Raw genomic sequence first — 23,656 nt, 5'->3', positions numbered from 1 at the left:
TGGTTTGCAGTCAAATTTCGGTGTCTCCTTGCTTTAACAAAGGAGGCACCCGATGAGACCGATCCGATTTATTGCCATGACGACAACACTGGCCCGTCACTATCAAGCGGGCGGGGCTGACGCGAATGGTCAGATACCTGAAACCTATACGTCCGACGGCGATGGCGTTCCCTGCCGGCATTGTCTGCAGAACGTACAGGCGGGTGAAAAATATCTGGTCTTGTCGCACCGTCCATTCCCCGCTCCGCAACCCTACGCTGAAACAGGTCCGATTTTCCTGCACGCGGAGGCGTGCGAGCGTCACGCGGAAACTGCAGAACTACCGGAAATGTTCAATGAGAACAGCGATTACATACTTCGCGGCTATTCCTGCCAGGACCGTATCGTTTACGGCACCGGAGGTGTGATCAAGACCGATGGCATTGCGGTCCGGGCCGAGGAATTGCTGACGCGGGACGATGTCGCTTATGTCCATATGCGATCAGCAAGAAACAACTGCTTCCAGTGCCGTATTGAACTTGCATGAAGAAAGCCCGGATGACGCTTTAGGGTTCAAGTTTTGACTGCACATGCCTTCAACCGATACCACTGCGTCGTCCATCCCCACCTCGCCGTCATCCTCGGGCTCGACCCGAGGACCACCTTTCTTGAAAAAACAAGAATGTGGCGCTGTAATTTGAGCATCCCCAATGGGTCCTCGGGTCAAGCCCGAGGATGACGGCGAGGGAGGAGCGCTTCAGTCGAGGCGCCCTCCGAAGGCTTCCGATTTTATGCAGCAATATCAGGCGGCTATTGCCGATTTTGCCTCGACCATCTCGAGGCCGAGTGCCTCGGCAACAGCCTGGTTGGTAATACGTCCCTTGTGGACGTTAAGGCCGTTGCGCAGATGCGGATTGTCGATCAGGGCCTTGACGCCGCGATCGGCCAGTTGCAGGCCGTACTGCAAAGTCGCATTGTTCAAAGCATGAGCGGACGTGACCGGCACGGCGCCCGGCATGTTGGCCACGCAGTAGTGAATGATACCGTCTACGTCGTAAGTCGGGTCGGAATGCGTGGTCGCATGCGATGTCTCGAAGCAGCCGCCCTGATCGATCGCAACGTCAACGATAACCGCACCCTTCTTCATGCCGGAGAGCATCTCGCGCGTCACAAGCTTTGGCGCGGCCGCACCCGGAATCAACACCGCGCCGACGACGATGTCAGCAGAAAACACTTCATCATCAAGGGCTTCGATGGTTGAGTAGCGCGTATGAATACGCCCGCGGAAAATGTCATCCAGCTGGCGCAGGCGCGGAATGGAGCGATCAAGAATGGTAACGTCGGCGCCAAGGCCGGTTGCCATCATGGCAGCATTGATGCCAACGACCCCGCCGCCGATAATGGTGACCTTACCGGGTAGGACGCCGGGGACGCCGCCAAGCAGTACGCCTCGGCCGCCATTGGCCTTTTGAAGCGCCGTCGCACCAGCCTGTATGGCCAGGCGCCCGGCAACTTCGGACATCGGCGCCAGCAACGGCAAGCCGCCGCGGTCGTCGGTGACGGTTTCATAGGCAATCGCGGTGACACCGGATGCCAGCAAACCTTTGGTCTGTTCCGGATCCGGAGCGAGATGAAGATACGTATAAAGCAGCTGACCTTCACGAAGCTGCGCCCATTCGGAAGGCTGCGGCTCTTTCACTTTGACGATCATGTCCGCCTGCTGGAAGACTTCTTCAGCGGTCTTGACCACTTTTGCGCCTGCCGCCTGATAGGCTCCATCGTCGGCGCCTATCCCTAAACCAGCTCCGGACTGGACGATGACCTCGTGGCCGTGGGCAATGTATTCGCGTACGGCGCCCGGAGTGAGGCCGACGCGATATTCATGGTTTTTGATTTCCTTTGGGCAGCCGATGCGCATAACGTCTCCTGTTAGCTTTTTAGATGTTCCCTTTTGAGGCAAATATAACAGCACAAATCGCGTTGCATGTCCTTGCCAAGACAGCTCGACGCCACGCGATTTTTCGAATATCCTTGCGCAAAACGTCTGGATATAAGGGGAAAGTTCGAACAATGTCATTAGACAGGATTGATATCGCTATTCTCGACAGCTTGCAGAAAGATGGCCGCATGTCGAATGCAACGCTTGCCGAAAAGGTCGGCCTATCGCAGTCCGCATGCTCTCGGCGGCTGGATATACTGGAGAAATCGGGCGTCATTCGCGGCTATCATGCACGTCTCTCCAACAAGATGCTCGGTCACCCGGTTATCGTTATCGTCAACATTTCCCTGTCCGGACAGGCGGACAAACAGCTGCGCGAATTCGAGACCGCAGTAAAACTGTGCCCCAATGTATTGGTGTGTTATCTGATGTCGGGTGAATATGACTATCTCTTGCGCATTGCTGCAAAAGATCTTGAGGATTACGAGCGGATACACAAATTCTGGTTGTCGGCCATGCCGCACGTTACGAAGATAAACTCATCCTTTGCTTTGCGCGAAGTGGCGGATCGCACCGGTCTGGGCGTCGAAACGGCGCTTATCGAGACCGCCAGCTAGCGCAATTTCGCGTCGTCACAACCAAATTTCATCCCAGCGTTGAAAATTTTGCATCAGAATCGCACTTTCTTGCATGCGAATCGTAGTTTCTTGCATGGGTTCGCGACTTTTCTGCGCAAGAAGTGTTCTGGATTTGGCTCCGGCCTGTCAAATTATCCTCCAGAGAAATTTCCTCGCAGTCGTCATCCCGCTGCGAGCGCTTTTTTGACTTTTGCCGGCGCCTTGGCATGCCAGGCAAGTTTGATCCGGTGGCCAAGTTCCGCATCGGAAACAGCCTCCAGATGCATCAGGATATAGGGCCAGCCTTTGTAGTGGTCGGTCTCGAAATAGATATTCGGAACGCTCTCCATCAGCAGCGGTTTCTCCTCCAGCGGGCAATGGATTGCAAAGGTCTCCCAATCTTTCATACGCCCGATGAATGAGGTCTTCACCTTCAACGAGGGTGTGCCATGGGTTGTGCTGCGCACAAGCTCGGGCAGGTGCAGCGACTCGGCGATTGTCCAGATACGCTCAAATGATTCATCGAGCGAATTGGTCATGATTTGTAAAACACCTGCCGCACGTCGATATATTCGGAACGAAACCCCGCTTCGCAGTAAAACAGGTAGAACTCCCAGAGCTTTTTGAAGCGGCCATCGAAGCCGAGATTGCGCAGCTGGTCCCACGAACCCCAGAAGCGCTCGCGCCATTCGGCCAGCGTGCGGGCATAATCCTGGGGGAAGATATTTTCGCAGTAGAGGTCGAGGCCGAACTCCTTGCCCAGGCTTTTCAGCCTCTCCGGTGTTGGCAGCATTCCGCCCGGGAAGACATAGCGCTGGATGAAATCCGGCCGTCTACGATAGCGATCGAAGCTCTTGTCATTAATGGTGATGATCTGCATGCCGGCACTGCCGCCCGGATTAAGGCAATCCTTGACCTTGCCGAAGAACACCGGCCAGTATTTCTCGCCAACCGCTTCGAACATCTCGATCGAGGCGACATGGTCATATTTGCCGGTCTCGTCGCGATAATCCTGAAATTTGATCTCGGCCATGCCGGAAAGCCCGGCCTTTTCGATGCGCTGCGTCGCATAGTCGAATTGCTCGCGGCTGATGGTCAGCCCGGTGACATGGGCGCCGATCTCACGCGCTGCATATTCGGCAAAGCCGCCCCAGCCGCAACCGATCTCCAGTACCCGCGACCCGGCGGTGATGCCGATATTGTTGGCGAGCGCCCTATATTTGGCGGTCTGGGCGGCTTCGAGATCATTGACGCCTTCATCGAAGAGCGCCGAGGAATAGGTCATCGTCGGATCGAGCCATTCGCGGTAGAAAGCATTGCCGAGATCGTAATGTGCCGAGATATTCTTGCGTGATCTACCCCTCGTATTGTCGTTCAGCCAATGGCGCAGGCGCTGTACGGCGTTGATAAACCAGTTGGAGCCGCCGGCGAGGTCTTCACCCACCTCTTCATTGACGACGAAGAGTTCAAGGAAAGTGGTGACATCGGGGCTGTCCCAATCGCCGTCCATATAGGATTCGGCAACGCCGATGGTGCCGCCGGCAAAGGCTCTGCCCGGCAAGTTCCAGTTGTGAAGCACAACCGAGGCATCCGGGCCGTTTTGGCGCCCACCCACCTTGAAGACGTTCCGGTCGGGCGTGGTGATGGTCAAGGTGCCGCGCGGCAGGTGGGCCGCAGCGCGCAACGCCGCCTGTGCCTTGAGCGGCAGGCCCTTCAGCACCGCGCCGACATTGTCCGGTGTCAGAAATCTCGTCTGGGTCACCGCATCACCGGCTGTCGTCTCATTCAGCATCTGTTTTAACTGTCCCGCATCCCACAGGCATTATTCACGGGAATGTCACAAATGTTCAAGTTGATTTTTGCAAGGCAGCGTTTTCGAATAACCGGAATGAGGCACCTTGCGTTTGCAATTGATGATTGAACATGAGGCCACGCGATATGGTGAAGCTGCCACCCGATTTTTGATCTTCGTCACGCGGCGATCCGGCACCGGCCATGAGCGTGGTACTGGAGACTCACATAAAACGTCTTAGACAATAGACTAAAGTATAATATCCAGAAACACGCAGAAGTTGTTATGTGTTTATTTGGTAACAGGCGCCAGATGATTTTCAAAAAAATTGGATTTACTTCGCATTTTGACCGGAACACTTCTTGACCGGAAACATGCTTCACCTCATGTTAACCAAACGCCCCTCCCAATTAGTAGGGGTCATTTTTATGTGATCAATTTAATCAAGGAATTTTTTAATGACACCTCGTTTCCCCATACGCATCGCATGCGCCGCTGTCCTTGCGGCCTCATTCGGTCTCACCGGTTCTGCATTTGCTGCATCCAAGACCGGCACGCTCAATGTGAAGCTTACGATTATAGAAGGCTGCAGCGTTTTCACTACTAATAGTGCCAATAGCACTATGGACTTCGGTACCTGGTCGACGTTGAGCGATAATATCGACGCGTCCACCACGTTCAATGTTTCGTGCACCTCAGCAGGCAAGGCAAATCAAACAGTTGAAGTTGGCCTTGATAAGGGGCAGAACGCCGGCGCAGGCAATGACCGCTATCTGGTCGATGGGGCCAACAAGATCAAATATACCCTTTTCAAGGACAGCGGGTACACTCAATCTTGGGGTAATACCGGCTCCGATCTTAACGTTAAGCCATTGCCAGCCACTCCCGGTAGCAATGTGGCCTTTACGGTTTATGGCCGTGTACCGTCCACGTCTACTGTTCCTGTTGCCGGTACCTATACCGATAAAGTAACGGTATCGGTTGAGATAAAATAACCAATCCGCACATCACAGGAGGACGCCATGCGATCCTTGTTATACGGCATGGGCCTTCTCGGTCTGTGCGCGTTGCAAACCAGTGTTGCCGGTGCGTCCTCCCTGCAGGTTTCACCCACCCGTCTGGAAAAGGTGCTGCCGGAGTCGGCCGGCGTCATCACGCTCAGGAATGGCGACAACAAGCCTGTGAAGGTTCAGGTGCGGGTGTTCCGCTGGAGCCAGGTCATGGGTATCGAAAGGCTCGACCCGACAACCGATGTGGTGGCAAGCCCGCCGGTGGCGCAGGTTGGCGCCAACAATCAATATATCCTGCGTGTCGTGCGTGTGAGCAAGAAGCCGGTCGCCATCGAGGAAAGCTACCGCGTTCTGGTTGATGAGTTGCCGGATCCCTCGCACATGAAGAATGGCAACGTCAATTTCACGGTGCGGTTCTCGCTGCCCGTGTTCTTCAGGGCTGCCGAGACGCCGGCGGGCCAGGTGACCTGGAATATCCGGCGCGGCAATGGCGGCTATCTTTTGTCGGGAACCAATACCAGCGCGACGAAGCTGCGCGTGAAGGATGTTCAGCTCCTGCAGAACAGCAGGATCATTGCCATCAAGAAAGACGTTGCGGGGTATGTAACCGCTGGCGGCTCGGCACAGTTCGAGCTCGGCAATGCAAAGGGCCTGGCTGCCGGTCCCGCCATCCTGAAGCTTGAGACTGACAAAGGGCCGGTAGAAGCCAATGTCGATGTCAGCAATTAGCCGCGGCTCGTTAGCCCTGTGCCTTTCTGTCAGTCTCGTCGGGGCAGGGCAGGCGCAAGAGCTGCCCGCCGATCCGCCCACTGATCCAGTTGTCACCGCAGCAACCGAAGCCCGCGGCGCGCAAGGGCTGCAGCTTGCCGTTTTCATCAATGACGCGAACACGGATTTTGTCGGGACGTTCGAACAATTGCCGGACGGCAGTCTGACGGCGAAGCCCGATGAACTGGAAGAGGTTGGCATCAAGCCGCTCAAGGCAGCGATCAGGCGGGACGGGTCAATCCACCTCAACGATCTGCCTGGCATTGAATATCACGTCGTGCCGGAAACGCAGAGCATCTACGTTGTCGCCACAGATGCGGCGCGTGTCCCGCGCAAGATCGATCTCGATGCCGAGCGCAGCGAACGCGAGCGCCCTAAGCCGACATCAAGCACGGGCGCGGTACTCAATTATACGCTCTATTCAAGCTCAAACGATCTGACCGATGCGGATATCAAGCCGTTTCAGGGTATTTCCGGCGGCTTCGACGCCCGGTTTTTCAGCCCGTTAGGCACGGTCAATCAATCGTTTACGGCCAGTCTTTCCGACGGCGAACTCCAAGGCTTCAAGCGCCTCAACACGACGTGGAACTATTCCGACCCGGAACGGATGATCACCTATAATGCCGGCGATTTCGTTACCCGCAGCCTGCCATGGACGCGTTCGGTGTATCTCGGCGGCATGCAGGTGGAACGCAACTTTGCCTTGCGCTCCGATCTGGTGACGCTGCCCATGCCGGTCGTCTCGGGCTCGGCGGCTGTGCCTTCGACCCTTGAAGTCTATTCGCAAAATGTAAAGACCTATACGTCCGACATTCCGGCGGGCCCGTTCGAACTCACCAATCTTCCAGTCATCACCGGTTCCGGCGAGGCGCAGGTCGTCATCCGCGACACGCTCGGTCGCGAGACGAGGACTACCTTGCCCTTCTACACATCGAGCGAACAGCTCGCGAAGGGATTGATCGATTTCTCGGCGGAGGTCGGTTTTCCGCGCCGTAATTACGGCAGCGAATCCAATGACTATGCCAGCGATGTCTTCGGCACGGCGACCATGCGCTATGGCCTGACCAACTGGCTGACGCTGGAGGGGCATGCCGAGGGCGGCGCCGATCTCCTGAATGGCGGTATTGGCGCCACTTTTCCCCTCGGACGCTGGGGCGCGACATCGCTTGCTGTTGCCGGCAGCCAGCACGATGGGCAAACCGGCACGCTGCTCAATGGATCGCTCGAATTGCGCTATGACGATTTTTCGCTCTATGGCCGGATGCAGCGCAGCTACGGCAACTATGACGACATCGCTTCGGTGAGTGCCGACAATGAGCGCATTCGCGAACAATATAATTACTACTATCCAGGTTCGCGTACTTTCACGGCTCGCATGCCGCGCGCGGTGGATCAGGTGAGCCTGAGCCTGCCGACGCTGTTCAGCCGCTCCAATATCAACCTGTCCTTTACCCAGATTGAAACGGACGGCGGCGACAGAACCCGTACAGCCAGCACGTCCTACAGCACTTCGCTGTGGAAGAACGCTTCGTTCTACGCCTCCGCTTTCAAGGATCTCGACGACAGCGATAGTTTCGGCGTCTATGCCGGTCTCTCTGTATCCTTCGACAATGATATTTATGGCTCGACTGGTATCGACCAGAACGGCAAGGACATTGCCGGTTTTGCCGAAGTTTCAAAGTCGGCGACCCGCGAGGAAGGAAGCTACGGCTGGAACGTGCGAACCAGCGAAGGCAAGACGGCCAACCGTTCGGCTGGCGGCAATTATCGCAGCAAGTATGCGCGCGTCGACGGCTGGGTCCAGCAATATGGCGATGCGGTGCGGGCCAGCGGCTCGCTCGACGGTGCCATTGCCGTAGCTGGTGGCGGTGTCTTCGCCACGAACCGTATCGATGATGCTTTCGCCGTCGTGGACGTTGGTGCGGCCAATGTCGAGGTCAGGTCGCGCAACAATGTGGTTGGACATACCAACAGCAGCGGACGGCTGATCGTGCCGGATCTCAATTCCTGGGACCCGAACCAGATCGATATCGACCCGCAAAACCTGCCCGTCGATGCCGTGGTGCGCGATACGCGGACAGTGGTGGTGCCGGCCAATAGTGGCGGGGTCGTCGTCGACTTTCACGTCAAGGAGGCTGCGGCCGCGGCGCTGGTCGGGCTGACCGATGCGGGCGGCAAGCCGCTCACTGCCGGGCTCCTCGGCCGGATCGATGGGTCGGATGCGACATTCGTCGTTGGTTATGATGGCGAAGCCTTTATCGAGGGGCTGTCGCGCAACAACAATGTCACCGTGGAATTCGTCAATGGTCAGACCTGCCATGCGGCCTTCGCCTATAGCCCGCAGCCCGGAACCCAGGTCGCAATCAAAAATGTGGTGTGCCAATGAAACGTTTTCTGCTGCCGTTGATGTGTTTGTTCGTGCTGTTTCTGGCGCCGGGAACGGCGATGGCCGATACGACGTGTTCATTCACCCCGCCGACTGTTGACTTTGGCGTTGGCGACCTGGTGTTGGACGGTAAAATCGACGCAAAGATAGAAATCAAGCTGAGTTGCGAAACCGATATCGCATTCGATGTTGCTGGCATCCTTGGAGCCCGGATTCGGGTGTGCATGAGTATCGCTCAAGGAACCATGGGTGGTAATGCTAATTGGCGGTTTTTGGCTGACGCCGAGGACAACAAGTTGAATTTCCAGCTTTATGGGAACCCTGATCATACTGTTCCTTATAGACCCGGCATCGTTAACAGTGGGGATGTGGATGTAAATTGGAGCCTGCTGTCGATTGGCGAGCGGAAAAAAGGCTCGGGAACATTCACATTCTATGGCTGGATCCCGGTACAAAAAAATATAGCGGATGGCGAATACAAAACGGAACTGCCCGTTAGTTATACCTATGTCGGTTATTGGTGGCTTTTCCCTCCACAGGGCTGCAATCTGTCGGGTGCAAAGTCAACGAGCGGCAATCTGAAGGTTCGTTTTATCGCCAAACCGCGTTGCACCCTTGACGTCAGTCAGCACATCGATTTTGGTACCTGGCAGGATTTGCAACAACCGCGCGACCAACAGGGTGAGTTTCGGGTCATGTGTCCCAAAGGGACCAATTACGATCTCAAACTCGGATGGGGCGATCAGGGCGTGTCGAACACGACGCGGTACATGTCCAACGGTAACGAAAAGATCAACTATGATCTCTTCAAGGACAGCCAGAGATCACAGCTATGGGGTGATGCGGGTGCACTTGTGTTGAAGGGCCAAAAGGGAGACGGCCTCGAAACGGCGTTCCCTGTCTACGCGCGTGTTCCGAAGCAAAACACACCGTCTCAAGGAACCTACAACGACCACGTTGTTGTGACGCTCGAATACCAATAGCAACCGGGGGCAAGGCCAAGCGTTACCCGCCACGAACCATATCTTTCCCGCCCGCTTGGCGCAGCAAAGCCGTTGGAAAAAGCAAAAGGCCGGGAGCTACCCGACCTTCCTAAGCTTACCTCGACATCAGTGCCAGTACATCCGTGGTCAAAAATGGAAATAAGCTATTCGCTATACCCAACTATTAGTTTGCCATTGCGACGAATTGATGACGCATGGCAAGAAACCTTGGAAGCGCGTACGCCGTACAAATCGCGCTTGAGAACAAGGTGAATGATCAAGGTAAAGACAGGGTTAATGAACTGAGACAAATCCAATCCAACAGACCCTAGCCGGTCCGGGCAGGGCCAAGCAGCACATCGGAAGGTCCGCGCGTGCGTTCACAGCGATAGCGTACCTCGTAGCGCGGATCGAGGATAAGGGTAACATCCAGCGCAGTGCAGTTGCGCTCGGTAGACCGCAAATATTGCTCGGCAACATCACGGTAGACGACAGGCGGCACAGAACCGAGACCAAGACCTTTGACGAACCCCTGCGTTGCAGAAGCGCTGCCTGCCGGTCCGATCATCAATCGGCTTTGCGCGATATTGTCATAGATGGTGTATCTGTCGCCGCTGGCTGCCTTGAACTGCTGGGGTGAAATCCCCGCATAATTATCCTTGGCATATGAAATTGCGGCACATCCCGCCAAAACAGCGAGTAACATCGGGGCAATCATTCGAAACAATATTCTCATTATCAATCTCCTTAATCCAGCTGCGCTTGCCGGTATCCCTAACATCACTCCTGGACCAAATTCCCCAACAAATCCGAAAGAACAAAAGCTGCTGCTGCAGGAAGATCCTCGGCAATCAGGCCGAAATGCAGGTGACGTGCCGCCGCGCCGTGAATGAAGACCGCCGCACAGGCGGCCTCGAATGCAGGCATACCCTGCGCCATCAGGCCTGCGGCAAGACCTGCGAGAACATCGCCCGAACCTGCTGTCGCCAGAAGCGGCGTTCCATTGGTATTGATCGCAGCGCGACCATCTGGCGATGCGATGACAGTGTCGGCGCCCTTGTAGATGATGATCGCATGGGCACGGGCAGCGGCGGCGCGGGCCCGCTCGACCTTTGAGGGCAAGTTTTTCTCGCTGATATCGGGAAACAGACGTCTGAATTCGCCGTCGTGCGGTGTCAGCACCAGACGGATTTCCGGTGCGCTGCGTGAGGCGTTGAAAAGGATGTCAGGATGATCCCGAAAAGATGTGATCGCGTCGGCATCGAAGACCAGCTTCGCATCCTGGTTCCGCAGCAGGGCGAGGGAAAAGTCGCGGGCTTTTTCACCAATACCGAAACCCGGTCCGAGTACGAAGCTTGACGCCTTCCGTGTTTCGATAAAAGACCGCAAATCTTCCGGGTGGTCGCAGCGGCTGAGCATGATCGAGGTGAGGTGGGCGGCGTTGACGCCTAACGCTTCTGCCGGCGAGAGAAGTGTCACGGCACCCGCACCGCTTCTTGCTGCCGCCAAGGCCGATAGCCGCGCGGCGCCTGTTGCGGTCGCACCACCAGAAAACACTGCGACGTGGCCGCGCTTGTACTTGTGTGTGTTGGCTTCCGGCGCCGGAAGCAAGCCTCGCCAAAGGTCCGGCGTATTCTCAAAACAGCGTGGTTGGATGTCGCGCAGAACGTCCTTGCCTATGCCGATATCTGCGACGATCAACTCGCCGCACAGTTGACGCCCCGGATAAAGCAGGTGGCCGGGTTTCTTGCGAAAAAACGTGATTGTGCTTGTCGCCTGTAAAACCGGACCGAGCGGCTGGCCGGTCAAGCCATCGAGCCCCGAAGGCACATCGACAGCAACGCGCCTTACCGAGGCTTCGTTGGCACGCCCGATCGCGCCCGCCGCTTCGCCTGTCACCTCTTTGTTCAATCCTGCGCCAAACAGCGCATCGACAACGAGGCTACCGGAGTTTGGCTGGAATTCGCCGATGGGCCGCGGCTGGAGCGGACAATCCTGAAGTGCTCGTGCCGCGTCGGTCTGCGGTTTGGGTGTGCCGGATGACCAGACATCTACCGTCGCACCGCTCTCGGCGAGCAGGCGCGCAACGACATAGCCATCGCCACCATTGTTTCCGGGTCCGCACAGGACATGAAATTCGGACGTGCCGCCATATTTCGCGAGAAGGTGGCGGGCAATGGCAGCCCCGGCATTCAGCATCAGGCCGTAGCCATCATACGGACCGGCCGCGATCGTCCGCCTGTCCGCTTCACCCATTTCTCCAGGCGTCAAAATTTCGTGGGTCATTTAGGATCGGGACCTATGATATGATCGAAAAGGAATTTCTGCGATCAAGGTAGAGGTTTCGCGACTGCCGCGTAACCCTTCAACGCAGCAATGCATCCAAAGTTCACTTCGAGCGTTCCTGTGTTGCAACTTTGGAGGTAAGTCATGGCTGTAACAGGCATCAAAGAACATATGGAAGTCATCGGAGCGGACGGCGTCCATGTCGGTACAGTGGATCACGTCGATGGGGCGCGCATCAAACTGACGAAAAAGGATAGCGGGGAGGGCTCGCACAAGGGCCATCATCATTACATTTCAACATCTCTGGTGGCGGAAGTGGAAGGCAACAAGGTTCGGCTGTCGGCCAATTCCGATGTGGCAGTGATGTTTGAAGAAGAGAAATCTGAAAAGTAATCTGCGCCCGAGGAGATCTCTTCAGGCCTGTCAGACAGCACCCAACCGCACCAGCACCGCGCGCGGAATGCCGTAGTGGCGGATAGCGTCGTCGTGATTGCGCAGGCCGCATAGTTCACGTTGGATGAAATAGGCGTGGACGGCGCGCGCCGCGGCTTTGAGTTCGGGAAGCCGCCCGGATTCCGGTGCTGCGTGAAGCTTTTCCAATGTCTGTTCGACCTTTTCCCCAGCGCGGCCAAGCGCGGCGGCCATTTCCGCCATGATTTCCATATCAAGGGCGTTTGGCGGGCTGTCCCGGTCGAACCTGGCGGCGATGCTTTGCGGAGGTCTGAATGACATGGCGGTCTATCAATTTTTGGCTACGGGATGGCGCCGATTCGAGCATAAAGCCTTTGTGCGCGCAAGAAGCAGCGGAACATTAGCGGACGCGCGGGATTAACCTTCGATATGGGAGGTACAATATGGGCGATCCAGCACCAATTCCGAAGCCAGGACCAGACACGAACCGGCCAACCGATCCTGGCCCCGCGCCGCGGCCCGAAGAACTACCGCCAGAACCCAGTCCGCCAAGCGAAATCCCGGTGGAAGAACCGCCACCCGACCGCTTGCCTGACGAAATGCCGGTGCCCAACCCCGACGAGGTGAGGGAACCGCCAAAGCATGTTTGATAGAAACAGTTTGGGCGCCGTGGATTTTCGCGGCGCCCACCTATCGTTTCAACTAGCGTTGCTGATTACCCATGTATCCGTGAGGTCTGCTGACTGGAGGAACGTATATATCGGGCTGGCTCGGGGGTCGGCTGTCATTTCGCGGCGGCCTAGCAGGGCGCGGTGTATCGGGACGGTCTGCGCGGGCTTCTTGCCTGCGGCGCCAATCGTCACGGCTGCCTGAATTGTCATGGCGACGGCGCCAGTCATCGCGGTTTCCATCATAACGGCGGTTATTGTAGTAACGGGACCTGTTGTTGTAATAGCGAGGTCCGTTATAATATCCGTCGTCATAAATGGTGGTTCCGTAATAGCCGCCATATCCGCTGTACCCGCCATAGTAAGGTCCGGTGGTTTCGACGCATCCGGAAGCCGATAAACCGGACAGGCCGACTACGGCAGCGATTACAAGTGATTTCATTGACATCATGAGTCCTCCCGACTGCTGTGATCAGTCGCTGTGATTGTTCAACAAATGCACGACAAAAAGGTTCCAGCGTGTTCATTGGTGAAAATGCGATCAGGATGGAGCGGGGCGTCCTGTCCTGTGGTCTTACCCGCAAATCCATTGTTTTGCCAAGCTGCATCCCAAAGATATGCGTCGGTGCGATAGGTCCCCGAATGTTCTCGGACTTGACAGGCTTTGCGTTTTCAGAAGTGATTCGCTACCATGCCTTTTCCGTAGGAGTGAGTGCCATGCGTATTGCATCCCCGCGATCTGCCGAAGACGATGAACAGCGCGAAGCAGAATGGCGCGAGGCGATGCGCGATCAGTTCCTTGACAAGGTTTCATCGAACGAGATGTACGCCATCGCACAGGAGGCGCTTGCCGCCGGATGGGGATTGCAGGAGGTTCAGCGCGCGATTGATGCTTTGGTCGAGGACAAGGCTCGCGAGGCCGGTGCGGGCTCCTGTTGAGGAGCTCGCCTTCATTATCATCGCCTTTGAGGCGTGTCGTCCTGATCAGATTACAAGTCCGGAGTTTTTATGACCCTTACCTTGCTGAAGGCGGTGTGCTTCTTGATGGAAAACGCTCCCTTCGACCGTTTTAGCACGTCGGACAACCTCTCCGGTTCATGCCTGGTCTTGGGCATGTGTTGTTTACTCGCATCCATAAGTTGGCCCGGCGCAGTTGGCATTCTCCTGACAAAGTGTTGCGATGATGCTCCCATGGTGGTCACTCCTTCCCAAACTTCCAATATTATACAACGCTGGTGGCCAATGGAAAGTTGCCCGTTTTCTCTATGAAAGCCGCCGCCTTGCCCTATGCGGCTTCTTCACTCTTCCTGCCGGCGGCAATCGCGTTGGTTCATCGACATAGTTGCCAGCTTCTTTTGCCGCTTCAATGAAAGCGACGCGTGCGGCCCCGGGGGAGAGCTTGCGTTCAAGACAGGCCAGGAGAGCTTCCCTCGCCACGGAAAGCTTCGCTCCCTCTTCGATTGGCCAGTCATTCAGGATGCACTCGGCAGCACGCAGTGCGGAGGTGATCACGCGCATCCTGCCAGGCTGGCTTGTCATGATCCTCACAGGGTTGAACAGTCGATCGTCCATCGGACCCGAACGGACAACCAAGGGACTCGGTTCCGTAGGCCTTGGTAGTCACTTGGTACTAATCAGGACGATTCCGCCCTCGCTTGGGCAACAATTTTTTCATCGCCCGACTGATCCGTCTCAGGGAATTTCGCAAGCGCCTTCGGTGCTTCATTCTCAAATAGCTCTGAAGGTTTTTGCCATTCGCCATATCGCGCCCTGTGTCAGCCAGCATACCGCCCTGTGCTCACGCAACCAAGGGCAGAGTACCAGCCAAACAATGCCGAACGCAAATCCGCAACCAGAGGCGCATTGGGGAAAACATCGGGATGGCAGGCTTGGAAACCAAAAAACCTAGCGCGTTTCAAGGCACCAGGTTTGATACATAGCCCACGTGCACCGTATGGTGCCGAGCTTTCACAGGCCGCTCTTATCCGTGGTTGGTAGTCGAGCGGCCTGCATCATCTGACAGTTAATGCATATGACCGGAACTAACGCCGTTCGAGCCCGTCCAATCCGGATGATAGGGCTGATATTGAGTGCCGCCGCCGCTGTCGATGCACCCAGAAAGCATAGGGCTTGATAGTGCTATCGCGGCCACCAAAAACAGAGATTTTATAGACATAGCATTTCCTCACGATTTTACGGCGCCCGCGCTGGCGTAGGTTCAATTTGACGGCTGTACAATTCAGATGATCGTGAGCCGAATGTGATGAACTACGGGTCTCTGCTCTTGACAAGAAAGAGCCGGACTAAAAAGCCCGGCCTAATTGTGAAGGTTAAAAACCTCCAGAGGGGAACAGCCAACGCGGATAAATGGGAGGAAAACCGCGTCGACCGAGCCTGATGTAGGAACAGGTTTGGTGCTTAACAATATACGCATTGACGCAGGCCAAATCGCGGGCGTGGCATGATTAGCTTTCTGCGCTGTTGGTTCCGAGTGGCTCCGCTCGCGCTTGTCGTCGAGCGACCTGCTATGAGCATATTGCGCCCCGTTTTAGTTGTTCGCCCTGCGATTGAAGCTTTCGACAGACTCGTTGTACGCGTCCGTTGCCTCGGACATTTTGTTTTTTGCTTCGCTCAGGGCCTCATCGACCTTTGTTTGGTAGTCGCGCTGTAGGCATTGGTGGTAATCTTCCGTTTCGGACTTAAAACCTTCGACGTCTCGTTTGCAGTTGTCGAAATCGTCTTGATCGTCAAAAGAACTATAGCTCGATACGCAGGACGGCGCGCTTGGCTCTGAGCAATACGCACATGCAATTGTTGTTGCGGCCAAGCTAAGAAGCCCGTCAGCGCTATTTTGGACAGTAAATGCATTTTCCCACCATGATGCCGTCGTTTAACAAGCAAGACCTTTGATCGGCGTTCGAGGCACCGCGGCAGCCACATTGATCAATCTGAATATCGCCAGTAATCAGCGGGATCCGATCCCTCGGGCACACTTCGTATGTCTGCGAGGCGCTTGTTCGGAGGTCGGCCGCTCGTCCTAATCAAAACGTTCACATCGTTCAGGACCGACCTACTTTGCGCAAAAGTGCCGTGGTTAAGCCCGAGCGGTTCATCTCCCAGGGCGGTGACATCTATCGAATCTATTCCAGGAAGTATAATGGGTCCACCGATGGGTACATCACCCGCCCTTGCCATTGCCCCGGCTATTTTTTTTGAAAGAGCAAGGGCCTTGTCGGCGGAGGATGCATACAGAGTCATTCCAGTCGTGGCGCTCCGGACTTTTGCAGCAATATTGCAATAAACGTCGCTGTCGACATCTGGAGCAGCCATCATTAACTCAGCAATTCCCAGAGGCTGAATGTCGTGCCGGTGGTGCGCAAGCGATTCCAGCACCACTTGATTGCCCATACTGTGAGCCAAAATATGTATCTTCTTAATGTTTGGCTGGGCCTTCAAGGCGCTGAGACACTCGATGAACGAGTCGCGTGCGCCGATAGCGCTCTCGCGGTCGTAAAGATAATCTGCCATTCGCCCACGCGAGGGCCAAGAAAAAAGTACTGATAACGCCGAGAATTGAAGGTCCCAAACAATCTGAGCACAGCGGTATAATGCGTCATCGAAGCTATTGTTAAAACCATGAACAAATACGAGTGCCTCATCAGCTCCGCTTGTCGCTACTAAATGGCACCAATCGTTTTTGGAAAAGATTTCAACACCTGCAATGGTGAAGTGCTTGTTGATATCGTGCTGTTGTTCGTAGAACGTCAGCGTCAGAACCGACAATTTGAAAGGCTGCTCAACTTTTCCGAGTCTGTGAGCCTCAGGTACTCGGACAACGGCGCGCCCGAATGATATGTTCTTCGCTCTCTCGCCGGTAAAAACGCCTCTTGATGAATGGTTCATTGGCCGTCGATTTGTAGTATAGAGTAAGGTGACGCATCGCTTGTCATCCGATTTTGACCAAGTCCTCTCGTTTGAGGGATCGCTTACGTGATGTTTCGCCGCGGCCTCGGACCTTTGGCGGCGCGTCGACTTTGCCGGAGGGAGTAAACTGTCCTGATAGCCGCCTACCGGAGCATCTTGAGAGCGGCCGACTGAATCATCCTGCCGAGGATTCATCCAGCCGTTTCCTTTAGTCCGTTCCATCTCGCGTGGTTCACGGTCAAAGGGATCGAAGCTTTCATCGAATCTCGCGTTGATTTCACCGCGTTTCCTGGTTCGACTGTGAATTAAATTATAGGCGAAGATACCAGCAACACCGCAAACAAGATGACCAGCAATGTGATTATTATAGGATGGCGAATCCATGCTTGTGTAAGTAATTCTGACATTCCCCACCTATTTATGTTCTTCTTTTGACGTTGAAGTGTACTCTTCTGTGGAGGTTATGCGCAAGCAATAGTGTTGCTAAGTGGATACCAAAGATGACCAGGCTGAAGGTGCTTAAGCCGCTCCTACAATGGCGGAACGGGCGATGCGCATCGATGAACTCTCTTCACCTATCTGGGTGAATAGTTTTCAAATGCGGTCGATCGCCGCCTGAAGACTTTTGGACAGATGCAGATGGTTTTCGATAGATTTCCTGTACCACCGTCCGAGGTCTGTCTTTTACCTCTTCCAGTATCAGTTTGACGTAAAGGCCTATGACGCCAGTAAAAAAGGCGTTGAGGCTAAAGAACAATAAAAGCGCTGCCATCAGCGATGACCATCCATCTTGAACGGGTTCCGTAAGTGCAATGACTACAACATAAGCCGCATAAAGGAAACTGACGGCTGAGATGATGACGCTCATCCAGAACATCAACAGCAGAGGGCGCGCGCTGAAGCTCGTAATAGCGAGCAACATCAGCGAAAATCGCCGCCTGATCGAGTACGTCGTTTCACTGGAGTTAACTTTGTCAAAAATATACTCCGACTGCCGGTAGCCGGTTATCAGACTCAATGGAACGAGCACCGGATTGTGGTCACGGAATTTCAGCAATGAGTTCACGTATCTCTTCGTCATAAGGCGGATTGTCGAAACATTTCTCGGAAGTTTTACGTCGCTTAGCAATCCGAACATGTCATAGAACAACTTGCCGGTGAATCGCTCGAACCAACCGCCCTTGCGGATGCGTTGGACACCATACACGCAGTCAGCATTGGTGTTTCGCAGCGTCGCGAGCATGGACGATAGACTCTCTGGGGGCTCTTCCAGGTCGCTGTCGATCAGCAAGACCATATCACCGTTGGCGTGATCAAGGCCGGTCAATAACGCTCGATGATGTCCGAAGTTTCGGCTCAGTTGAACCAAGACAATGGAGCTGTCCTGGTCCGCCAGATCGCGGACCAGCTCGCAGGAACGATCAGGACTACCATCATCTACAATGATGAGTTCCACCGACTTTGCAATGGATCTCCCCGCGCGCAGAGCCCGCCCGACGAACTCAGAGATTGTGCCCTCCGACCGATATATCGAAGTTACGATGCTCAAGAGAGCTATATCGGCGTCGGCGTTAGTTCTTTGATGCACGGGCGGCAAACCAATCTTCCAGCGATCGAAACTCGTCCAGGCCAAAACCTAGAATCTTTTTCTGCCATTCGGAGAGTTCCATTTTATCTCCGATTATAGAGGGCAGATGCAACTGCTGTCTTAACATAGGTATGGTGAAAACATGATTCACTGCCCGCCGATCTGCCGAAGTGGTGTTCAGGGCACCCGAGTGATAGAGCATGCAATCCAGAACTATAAACGTCCCCCGTGGCACGGCGACCTGGTGTTGCAAATTCTTCACCGTGCCGTCGGACGGGAACGCTTCCATGTGCTGGCTGGCAGGAATGACACGGGTGGCCCCGTTTTCGATAGTAAAGTCATCAACCGCGAACAAGGCATTGATCGCAATCGGGCGAGAGCTTACGAAATGTTGGTATGGCAAATCGCGATGATAGGCCGATTGACCATACTTGCTGCCATTTCCGCGATTTATCAGACCATTGACCTGATTGAGAATATAGTAGTCGCCGAGCAGCTGCGAAAGCAACTCGTGGAGCCGCTCATTAAACACTACGGCCCAAAATTGCGGCGACACCATTGGCAACACCCGGATCGTGTCGCTCTCCTGTATGGCCGCTAAATTGACTCCCTTGCCAGCCGCTATTTCCTCATAATCCTTGCGACCGCGGTCAAACCCATCGGAGAGTGCATTGAGATCGGCGCTGGAAAGTCCCGCATCGAGAGTAGTGTACCCCAAGAGGCGCAATTCCTCTGCTTTTACCTCAAGGTCAGTCCGAGCGGATAATGCTTCTCGAACACCGTAACGCGCGATTTCATTCATGTCAGTTTTGTCCTCAAACGAGTAAACTGGTAGGGGTGGAGGAGGCGATCAGTCTGCAATTTAAATTTCTGCCTGAGGGCATTCCAGCTTCTAGGGTTCACCGCCGCAAGCGCCAAATGTTCGTCATCCGACAAGAACTCTTCTGTTGAAATTACCCGCCGGCCGCGGTGCGAACTCGCTTGCGGGTCATCAATCACAAAAAACTCTGCGCGTTCCGTTAAGTCTGGACAGTACGATGCCAACAAATCGGCATACTCGCCAATTCCAAAAATGCCGAAGGGTCTTGTCCCCATGGCAGCTTCGGTATTCTGCTCTACTTCGCCCCATCCTAGAAGGTATTGATTCCGCATCTCGCCGACTGACTTGAAGCTTCCGGCCGAAGGAGACTCAATCCGGTCTGTACCAATTCGCAACAAGTAAATGCGGAACCCTTGCTGCGCCCCTCCAAGCGCAGTTGTATGCGTAACCAACAATCCGGCCTTGGATGCACTAAGAGAGAAAGAAAGAACAGAAAAACTCGAGACGTGGTCACGGAACAATAACTCAGCGTTAGGGTCGCCTCCGTCAGGGCAAATTATAACAATAGCACCGTCTGGTTTTATAGCCGCTCTACAAGCAGAAAGAAACTCAATCGGATTTTGTGTGTGTTCAATTACATTTACTGAAATACAAACATCGTACGTCTGGCTAAACTGAGTTTTGAGGTCAACATATCCTTGTTGAATTTGCACCGCCTTGGGCACTTGTCTTAACGCGACCTCCACAAGCTGCCGAGCTGGCTCTATTCCCAATGCGTTGCTTATCATCCAGCGATTGGAAATTTCCGTCAGGAGCGCTCCGGTGCCGCAACCAAACTCGATGACTGAAACCTCTTCTGGCAGTTGGATGTTTTCTGCAAGGATGGTTGCAATCTGATCGCAATATCCGATGGCACGAAGCCTGTCAGCCTCCGGAGCGCGCATACCTAGATCGTAGCTGTCGCCGTACACGTTGCTCAGGTCATCTGACGTTAGAGGGGTCATTAGAAATCCGTGGCCACACCAATCGCATGAACACTTCTCCAGCGGCGTGCGGGATAACCGACCATCGCTGGCCATCGAACGCGACTTGTGTGGGACGGCGAGTGGCATGACGTTTGCCGAAGCGCATACGGGGCATAACAAACGTCCTGACAACTTTCGCTCCTAAACTGATCGGTTATTAGAGATCTCCGGATCGACACCGTTACACTACCATCGATTTACCGACAACTTTTCCCAAATTAGAGAAATCACCGGCCATTCTGGCCGAATGAGTCTTTTTCGCGGTAACGTGCAAATCGCTTTTGTCTTCGTCTCTTATCCTGATGGGATAAGGTTGACGAATCTATAGGTCCGGTCGTCCCATTGGGTGGGCAAACCCAGCCATCCTGGGCATAGCAAACTGCGAGATCAAACGCTTTGGACCCGTGTTTTCAGGCTCAAAAATCATGGCCTCGGGATCAAGCGACAGGGGTTCCTCAAAAACAAACCTGCACTTCGTGCTGCATATCCAAGAATCAGAACCGATTTTTCCCTCGGGTGTACTGTTGATGCTCATCTTTAGTTTCCCCGGTATCGGCGAAGAGGCGATAAGTGTGATGCGCCATATATCTTTCGTCTTATCTTTTTCCCTCAGAGTCGCTATTGGTCCACCCGGTGTCGAAAAATAGCCTGTGGAGATGGTTTCGCCAGAGGGGATCGCCTCATTGGAAAACTTTAATGGCTTGTTGAGGACTTTATTTGCGTAGTCACTCCAGTAGTTAAATCCATTGAATTTGCTATCCCACGGGATAACACTTACACCAGTATACGTCCAAAAACCTGGGCCGTAAAATATCTCCCCTTTCAACTCTGGGCGACTAGAATATACAAAATTAACCAGCTGCTCCATGGCATCCCACTTCTGCTTATTGGCCATCATAGCTTGTCTATTAATGTTATTGTAAATAAACGTCACTGTTGCATGACATGCGAATATTGCCGATGACGCTATAATAATTGTAATCCTCATATTTCTCCCGATTTCTAGATTGATCAGGTAACATAGTGAAGAAAAAATGATTCCGGTTAGTCCAAGTTGTACATAAAAAGAGATCAAATGTCCCTGCATAGAACCGTTCAATACCATCGTATGGTAGTGAGAAGATGCCGATAGCACTAAAGTGGGGATGATAGCGAGTGACGCTGAGGTTATGGCGATGTATCGGATGGAACGAGGTGACAGGCTTTGAAAGCGGAGCAACACGAAGAAGAACATTGTTCCAAGTAGAAAAATGATCCCCAAGGATACCCTGTCATAGGATCCCGTTGCTAAGGTAGCAAAGCTTATTGTGGACGGGATTTTCGGACCCCCTTGTGCAGTTGCCGTCGTCAAATTTACGCCATTCCAAAGTGAAAATGGCAGGAACGACTTCTGCTCCAGTGCAAAAAAAGTTTTGATCGAAGCGTATAAATCGAGCCCTACGGACACGCGCCCGTAACTGTCACCACCGCTTTCCCGCGAAATCATTGAGAAAGCCAAATAAACGATCGAGCATATAACCCAACCGACCATGTAAGGCAGAAATATTTTGCCGGATTGCCTGAAATTTGAAACCTTTTCTGTGTTTGCTGCAAACACGACGGCCAAAAAGACAGGGTGCAATAAGAAATTATATTCTGGTCCTATAAGGGAGAAAACGAATAGCAGAACTGATGTCAATATTTTCCATGTTTGTTTCCGGCGCAAATACGATCCCAAAAGTGCGGACGAGGCAAATCCACAAGTTAACGTCCACCCAGCCATTACGGGATACCCTTGCGGGAATGTGAAATAATAGTGCAATGGAAAGAGAACAAGGGTTGCTGCTGTCAACGCAAGTGCGTCACCTTTCTCACATATCTGGCGTAAGAAGCTCCAAAAACTGATGTAAAGAATGGCAAATGCCGAGATATTCAATACATCGAAAAATATCGAATTGGAAAAACTATCAGCCCAAAGAAGTATGGGCATATTTATGTATGCTTGCACTCTAGCTTGTGCAAAGGCCATATCGTTTGTGAACGCCAGATAATTTCCTGCGAAAATATTCGCGTAAATATGGAAGTAAATATCGTCATGATTGGTGAAACGAAGCCCTATTAGTTGCCACGCAAGATAAGCGCCGGCAAGCAAAGCCAGGGCCGCTAGAACTACCATGCGTGCGTCACGTCTGAGTGCATTCATGATTTCTGGTAAATCCTCGAATACTGAATACTGAATACTGCTATTGCTGGAAGCAGGGGGCCTAAATCATGGATGCAATTTTGCAAGCATCTGCAGCTAGATCGAATTCGTTCGGCGTTCAATTGCGCCGGATAGCAACGACACGACCCGTTCCTGCTGCTCCTGAGGTAGCCCAGCCCATAGGGGTAGGCGAATGAGGCGCGCGGATAGCTCATCTGTTTGATTTAGATTTCCGTGCACGCGCCCGTATCGTTTTCCCGCAGGCGAGGAGTGCAAGGGAATATAGTGAAATACTGCATCGACATCGTGCGTCCGCAACTCGTCCAGAACGGCCTGACGGTCGATTTTCGCCGCAAGTAGTACATAGTACATGTGTGCATTGTGCTCGCAATCATGAGGCACGATAGGGCGCCGCAGCGCTCCTACAGCTTCTAATGGAGCGAGCGCGCTGTGGTACCAGTTCCAGCTGTCCAGCCGACGCGTGGTGATTGCTTTTGCATCCTCGAGCTGGGCCCAAAGAAAGGCTGCGATTATCTCGCCGGGGAGAAATGACGACCCAACTTCCTGCCAGGTATATTTATCAACCTGACCTCGAAAGAAACTGCTCCGATCGGTACCCTTTTCTCGAATGATTTCCGCCCGCTGAACGAAATCGGCGTTGTTCACGAGAAGTGCGCCACCCTCACCGGATATTACATTCTTTGTCTCATGGAAACTGTATGCGCCGAGATCTCCGATGCTCCCTAGCGGGCGCCCCTTATATGTTGCCATAACACCTTGCGCCGCATCCTCGACGACCCTGATCTTATGGCGTCGGGCTATCTCCATGATCGCGTCCATATCACATGCCACGCCGGCGTAGTGAACCACGGCGATGGCACGCGTGCGCGAAGTGATTGCAGCCTCGATCAACCGCTCATCGATATTGAGCGTATCCTCCCGAATATCAACGAAGACAGGCACTCCGCCACGCAATACAAAGGCATTGGCCGTGGAAACAAAAGTGTATGACGGCATAATTACTTCATCGCCCGGAGAAATATCGAGGAGCAGAGCTGCCATCTCGAGAGCCGCCGTGCATGAATGTGTCAGCAATGCCTTGTTGCATTCAACTTGGGTTTCAAGCCATTCATGACAACGCTTGGTAAATGGCCCATCACCGGCCAAGCGCCCATTGAAATGGCTTTCAGCGATATAATATAATTCCTTGCCCGTCATATGCGGCCAATTGAATGGAATTCGCTTGTCTTTCATGTTGCTGTCGCTCCAATTCCAACC

Annotated in this window: 23 protein-coding genes; 9 read left to right on the top strand and 14 right to left on the bottom strand. The window is 53.9% G+C overall.

Annotated features, from left to right (window positions below; translation table 11 throughout):
- Window positions 1-52: 52 nt before the first annotated feature.
- On the top strand, window positions 53-526 hold the full coding sequence (locus LB462_RS08945; RefSeq protein ID WP_224507031.1) for a DUF1203 domain-containing protein: 474 nt from the start codon (window positions 53-55) through the stop codon (window positions 524-526).
- 255 nt (window positions 527-781) lie between these two features.
- Here the strand turns inward: LB462_RS08945 and ald are convergent, their stop codons facing one another.
- Window positions 782-1,897, bottom strand: a complete 1,116-nt coding sequence (gene ald / locus LB462_RS08940; protein ID WP_224507030.1) for an alanine dehydrogenase — start codon at window positions 1,895-1,897, stop codon at window positions 782-784.
- 152 nt (window positions 1,898-2,049) lie between these two features.
- Here ald and LB462_RS08935 point away from each other — a divergent pair, with 152 nt between their 5' ends.
- Window positions 2,050-2,535: an Lrp/AsnC family transcriptional regulator gene (locus tag LB462_RS08935; RefSeq protein ID WP_114428935.1), complete on the top strand. Its 486-nt coding sequence runs from the start codon at window positions 2,050-2,052 to the stop codon at window positions 2,533-2,535.
- A gap of 182 nt (window positions 2,536-2,717) precedes the next feature.
- Here the strand turns inward: LB462_RS08935 and LB462_RS08930 are convergent, their stop codons facing one another.
- Both LB462_RS08930 and LB462_RS08925 read right to left on the bottom strand, forming a co-directional pair.
- Window positions 2,718-3,074: a hypothetical protein gene (locus LB462_RS08930; RefSeq protein WP_224507028.1), complete on the bottom strand. Its 357-nt coding sequence runs from the start codon at window positions 3,072-3,074 to the stop codon at window positions 2,718-2,720.
- Entirely contained in the window at window positions 3,071-4,327 is a 1,257-nt protein-coding gene (locus LB462_RS08925; protein ID WP_370637095.1) for a class I SAM-dependent methyltransferase, read from the bottom strand. The genes LB462_RS08930 and LB462_RS08925 overlap by 4 nt, the downstream gene beginning before the upstream one ends.
- Window positions 4,328-4,785: 458 nt before the next feature.
- On the opposite strand from LB462_RS08925, the gene LB462_RS08920 reads away from it, so the two are divergent.
- From LB462_RS08920 to LB462_RS08905, 4 genes are read left to right on the top strand one after another with little or no spacing between them, the layout of a single operon-like run.
- Entirely contained in the window at window positions 4,786-5,322 is a 537-nt protein-coding gene (locus LB462_RS08920) for a Csu type fimbrial protein (protein ID WP_224507026.1), read from the top strand.
- A 27-nt stretch (window positions 5,323-5,349) separates the two neighbouring features.
- Complete coding sequence (locus LB462_RS08915) at window positions 5,350-6,066, top strand: fimbrial biogenesis chaperone (RefSeq protein WP_224507024.1); 717 nt, start codon at window positions 5,350-5,352, stop codon at window positions 6,064-6,066.
- A complete protein-coding gene (locus tag LB462_RS08910) occupies window positions 6,053-8,491 on the top strand; it encodes a fimbria/pilus outer membrane usher protein (protein ID WP_224507022.1) in 2,439 nt (812 codons plus the stop codon). The genes LB462_RS08915 and LB462_RS08910 overlap by 14 nt, the downstream gene beginning before the upstream one ends.
- The gene (locus LB462_RS08905) at window positions 8,488-9,474 is read left to right on the top strand and encodes a Csu type fimbrial protein (RefSeq protein ID WP_224507020.1); all 987 of its coding nucleotides are present in this window, start codon (window positions 8,488-8,490) and stop codon (window positions 9,472-9,474) included. The genes LB462_RS08910 and LB462_RS08905 overlap by 4 nt, the downstream gene beginning before the upstream one ends.
- Before the next feature lie 328 nt (window positions 9,475-9,802).
- On the opposite strand, the gene LB462_RS08900 is transcribed toward LB462_RS08905, so the two are convergent.
- Together LB462_RS08900 and LB462_RS08895 are read right to left on the bottom strand one after the other, a co-directional pair.
- Window positions 9,803-10,210 carry a hypothetical protein gene (locus LB462_RS08900; protein ID WP_224507018.1) on the bottom strand — a complete coding sequence of 136 codons (408 nt, stop codon included), beginning with the start codon at window positions 10,208-10,210 and terminating at the stop codon, window positions 9,803-9,805.
- Between the two features lie 44 nt (window positions 10,211-10,254).
- Window positions 10,255-11,760 carry an NAD(P)H-hydrate dehydratase gene (locus LB462_RS08895; protein WP_224507016.1) on the bottom strand — a complete coding sequence of 502 codons (1,506 nt, stop codon included), beginning with the start codon at window positions 11,758-11,760 and terminating at the stop codon, window positions 10,255-10,257.
- 144 nt (window positions 11,761-11,904) lie between these two features.
- Between LB462_RS08895 and LB462_RS08890 the strand changes: the two genes are divergently transcribed.
- Window positions 11,905-12,153, top strand: coding sequence for a DUF2171 domain-containing protein (locus tag LB462_RS08890; RefSeq protein ID WP_112530262.1), 249 nt, complete (start codon window positions 11,905-11,907; stop codon window positions 12,151-12,153).
- 30 nt (window positions 12,154-12,183) lie between these two features.
- Here the strand turns inward: LB462_RS08890 and LB462_RS08885 are convergent, their stop codons facing one another.
- Window positions 12,184-12,492 (bottom strand): DUF6665 family protein, encoded by a 309-nt coding sequence (locus LB462_RS08885; protein WP_224507013.1) that lies wholly within the window; start codon window positions 12,490-12,492, stop codon window positions 12,184-12,186.
- Between the two features lie 122 nt (window positions 12,493-12,614).
- Between LB462_RS08885 and LB462_RS08880 the strand changes: the two genes are divergently transcribed.
- Window positions 12,615-12,821, top strand: a complete 207-nt coding sequence (locus LB462_RS08880) for a hypothetical protein (protein ID WP_224507011.1) — start codon at window positions 12,615-12,617, stop codon at window positions 12,819-12,821.
- A 48-nt stretch (window positions 12,822-12,869) separates the two neighbouring features.
- Here LB462_RS08880 and LB462_RS08875 read toward each other — a convergent pair whose 3' ends face one another.
- Window positions 12,870-13,154: a hypothetical protein gene (locus LB462_RS08875; protein ID WP_224507010.1), complete on the bottom strand. Its 285-nt coding sequence runs from the start codon at window positions 13,152-13,154 to the stop codon at window positions 12,870-12,872.
- Window positions 13,155-13,556: 402 nt separating this feature from the next.
- On the opposite strand from LB462_RS08875, the gene LB462_RS08870 reads away from it, so the two are divergent.
- Window positions 13,557-13,778, top strand: a complete 222-nt coding sequence (locus LB462_RS08870) for a hypothetical protein (protein WP_158482195.1) — start codon at window positions 13,557-13,559, stop codon at window positions 13,776-13,778.
- Between the two features lie 324 nt (window positions 13,779-14,102).
- On the opposite strand, the gene LB462_RS08865 is transcribed toward LB462_RS08870, so the two are convergent.
- The 7 genes from LB462_RS08865 to rffA form a co-directional block, all read right to left on the bottom strand.
- Window positions 14,103-14,432, bottom strand: coding sequence for a DUF982 domain-containing protein (locus tag LB462_RS08865; RefSeq protein ID WP_224507007.1), 330 nt, complete (start codon window positions 14,430-14,432; stop codon window positions 14,103-14,105).
- A gap of 1,350 nt (window positions 14,433-15,782) precedes the next feature.
- A complete protein-coding gene (locus LB462_RS08860; protein ID WP_224507005.1) occupies window positions 15,783-17,147 on the bottom strand; it encodes an alpha/beta hydrolase in 1,365 nt (454 codons plus the stop codon).
- A 187-nt stretch (window positions 17,148-17,334) separates the two neighbouring features.
- Window positions 17,335-18,351, bottom strand: a complete 1,017-nt coding sequence (locus tag LB462_RS08855; protein ID WP_224507132.1) for a glycosyltransferase family 2 protein — start codon at window positions 18,349-18,351, stop codon at window positions 17,335-17,337.
- Window positions 18,335-19,153 (bottom strand): phytanoyl-CoA dioxygenase family protein, encoded by an 819-nt coding sequence (locus tag LB462_RS08850; protein ID WP_224507003.1) that lies wholly within the window; start codon window positions 19,151-19,153, stop codon window positions 18,335-18,337. Before LB462_RS08850 ends, LB462_RS08855 begins: the two co-directional genes overlap by 17 nt.
- The gene (locus tag LB462_RS08845) at window positions 19,150-20,175 is read right to left on the bottom strand and encodes a class I SAM-dependent methyltransferase (protein WP_224507001.1); all 1,026 of its coding nucleotides are present in this window, start codon (window positions 20,173-20,175) and stop codon (window positions 19,150-19,152) included. The genes LB462_RS08850 and LB462_RS08845 overlap by 4 nt, the downstream gene beginning before the upstream one ends.
- A gap of 343 nt (window positions 20,176-20,518) precedes the next feature.
- Window positions 20,519-22,378 carry a hypothetical protein gene (locus LB462_RS08840; protein WP_224506999.1) on the bottom strand — a complete coding sequence of 620 codons (1,860 nt, stop codon included), beginning with the start codon at window positions 22,376-22,378 and terminating at the stop codon, window positions 20,519-20,521.
- A gap of 96 nt (window positions 22,379-22,474) precedes the next feature.
- On the bottom strand, window positions 22,475-23,632 hold the full coding sequence (gene rffA / locus LB462_RS08835; RefSeq protein ID WP_224506996.1) for a dTDP-4-amino-4,6-dideoxygalactose transaminase: 1,158 nt from the start codon (window positions 23,630-23,632) through the stop codon (window positions 22,475-22,477).
- Window positions 23,633-23,656 lie beyond the last annotated feature (24 nt).

Source organism: Phyllobacterium chamaecytisi, from assembly GCF_020164455.1.
GTDB lineage: Bacteria > Pseudomonadota > Alphaproteobacteria > Rhizobiales > Rhizobiaceae > Phyllobacterium > Phyllobacterium chamaecytisi.
This window is presented reverse-complemented; position numbering and strand designations above follow the sequence as displayed.

What these genes read in the sequence shown, in the direction of transcription:
- LB462_RS08945 (WP_224507031.1), top strand. Translation starts at nt 53, where the DNA reads ATGAGACCGATCCGATTTATTGCCATGACGACAACACTGGCCCGTCAC.
- LB462_RS08920 (WP_224507026.1), top strand. Translation starts at nt 4,786, where the DNA reads ATGACACCTCGTTTCCCCATACGCATCGCATGCGCCGCTGTCCTTGCG.
- LB462_RS08905 (WP_224507020.1), top strand. Translation starts at nt 8,488, where the DNA reads ATGAAACGTTTTCTGCTGCCGTTGATGTGTTTGTTCGTGCTGTTTCTG.
- rffA (WP_224506996.1), bottom strand. Translation starts at nt 23,632, where the DNA reads ATGAAAGACAAGCGAATTCCATTCAATTGGCCGCATATGACGGGCAAG.
- LB462_RS08910 (WP_224507022.1), top strand. Translation starts at nt 6,053, where the DNA reads ATGTCAGCAATTAGCCGCGGCTCGTTAGCCCTGTGCCTTTCTGTCAGT.
- LB462_RS08935 (WP_114428935.1), top strand. Translation starts at nt 2,050, where the DNA reads ATGTCATTAGACAGGATTGATATCGCTATTCTCGACAGCTTGCAGAAA.
- LB462_RS08915 (WP_224507024.1), top strand. Translation starts at nt 5,350, where the DNA reads ATGCGATCCTTGTTATACGGCATGGGCCTTCTCGGTCTGTGCGCGTTG.
- LB462_RS08860 (WP_224507005.1), bottom strand. Translation starts at nt 17,147, where the DNA reads ATGGATTCGCCATCCTATAATAATCACATTGCTGGTCATCTTGTTTGC.
- LB462_RS08840 (WP_224506999.1), bottom strand. Translation starts at nt 22,378, where the DNA reads ATGAATGCACTCAGACGTGACGCACGCATGGTAGTTCTAGCGGCCCTG.
- LB462_RS08890 (WP_112530262.1), top strand. Translation starts at nt 11,905, where the DNA reads ATGGCTGTAACAGGCATCAAAGAACATATGGAAGTCATCGGAGCGGAC.
- LB462_RS08930 (WP_224507028.1), bottom strand. Translation starts at nt 3,074, where the DNA reads ATGACCAATTCGCTCGATGAATCATTTGAGCGTATCTGGACAATCGCC.
- LB462_RS08900 (WP_224507018.1), bottom strand. Translation starts at nt 10,210, where the DNA reads ATGAGAATATTGTTTCGAATGATTGCCCCGATGTTACTCGCTGTTTTG.
- LB462_RS08870 (WP_158482195.1), top strand. Translation starts at nt 13,557, where the DNA reads ATGCGTATTGCATCCCCGCGATCTGCCGAAGACGATGAACAGCGCGAA.
- LB462_RS08895 (WP_224507016.1), bottom strand. Translation starts at nt 11,760, where the DNA reads ATGACCCACGAAATTTTGACGCCTGGAGAAATGGGTGAAGCGGACAGG.
- ald (WP_224507030.1), bottom strand. Translation starts at nt 1,897, where the DNA reads ATGCGCATCGGCTGCCCAAAGGAAATCAAAAACCATGAATATCGCGTC.
- LB462_RS08925 (WP_370637095.1), bottom strand. Translation starts at nt 4,327, where the DNA reads ATGCTGAATGAGACGACAGCCGGTGATGCGGTGACCCAGACGAGATTT.
- LB462_RS08845 (WP_224507001.1), bottom strand. Translation starts at nt 20,175, where the DNA reads ATGACCCCTCTAACGTCAGATGACCTGAGCAACGTGTACGGCGACAGC.
- LB462_RS08875 (WP_224507010.1), bottom strand. Translation starts at nt 13,154, where the DNA reads ATGACGACGGATATTATAACGGACCTCGCTATTACAACAACAGGTCCC.
- LB462_RS08880 (WP_224507011.1), top strand. Translation starts at nt 12,615, where the DNA reads ATGGGCGATCCAGCACCAATTCCGAAGCCAGGACCAGACACGAACCGG.
- LB462_RS08885 (WP_224507013.1), bottom strand. Translation starts at nt 12,492, where the DNA reads ATGTCATTCAGACCTCCGCAAAGCATCGCCGCCAGGTTCGACCGGGAC.
- LB462_RS08850 (WP_224507003.1), bottom strand. Translation starts at nt 19,153, where the DNA reads ATGAATGAAATCGCGCGTTACGGTGTTCGAGAAGCATTATCCGCTCGG.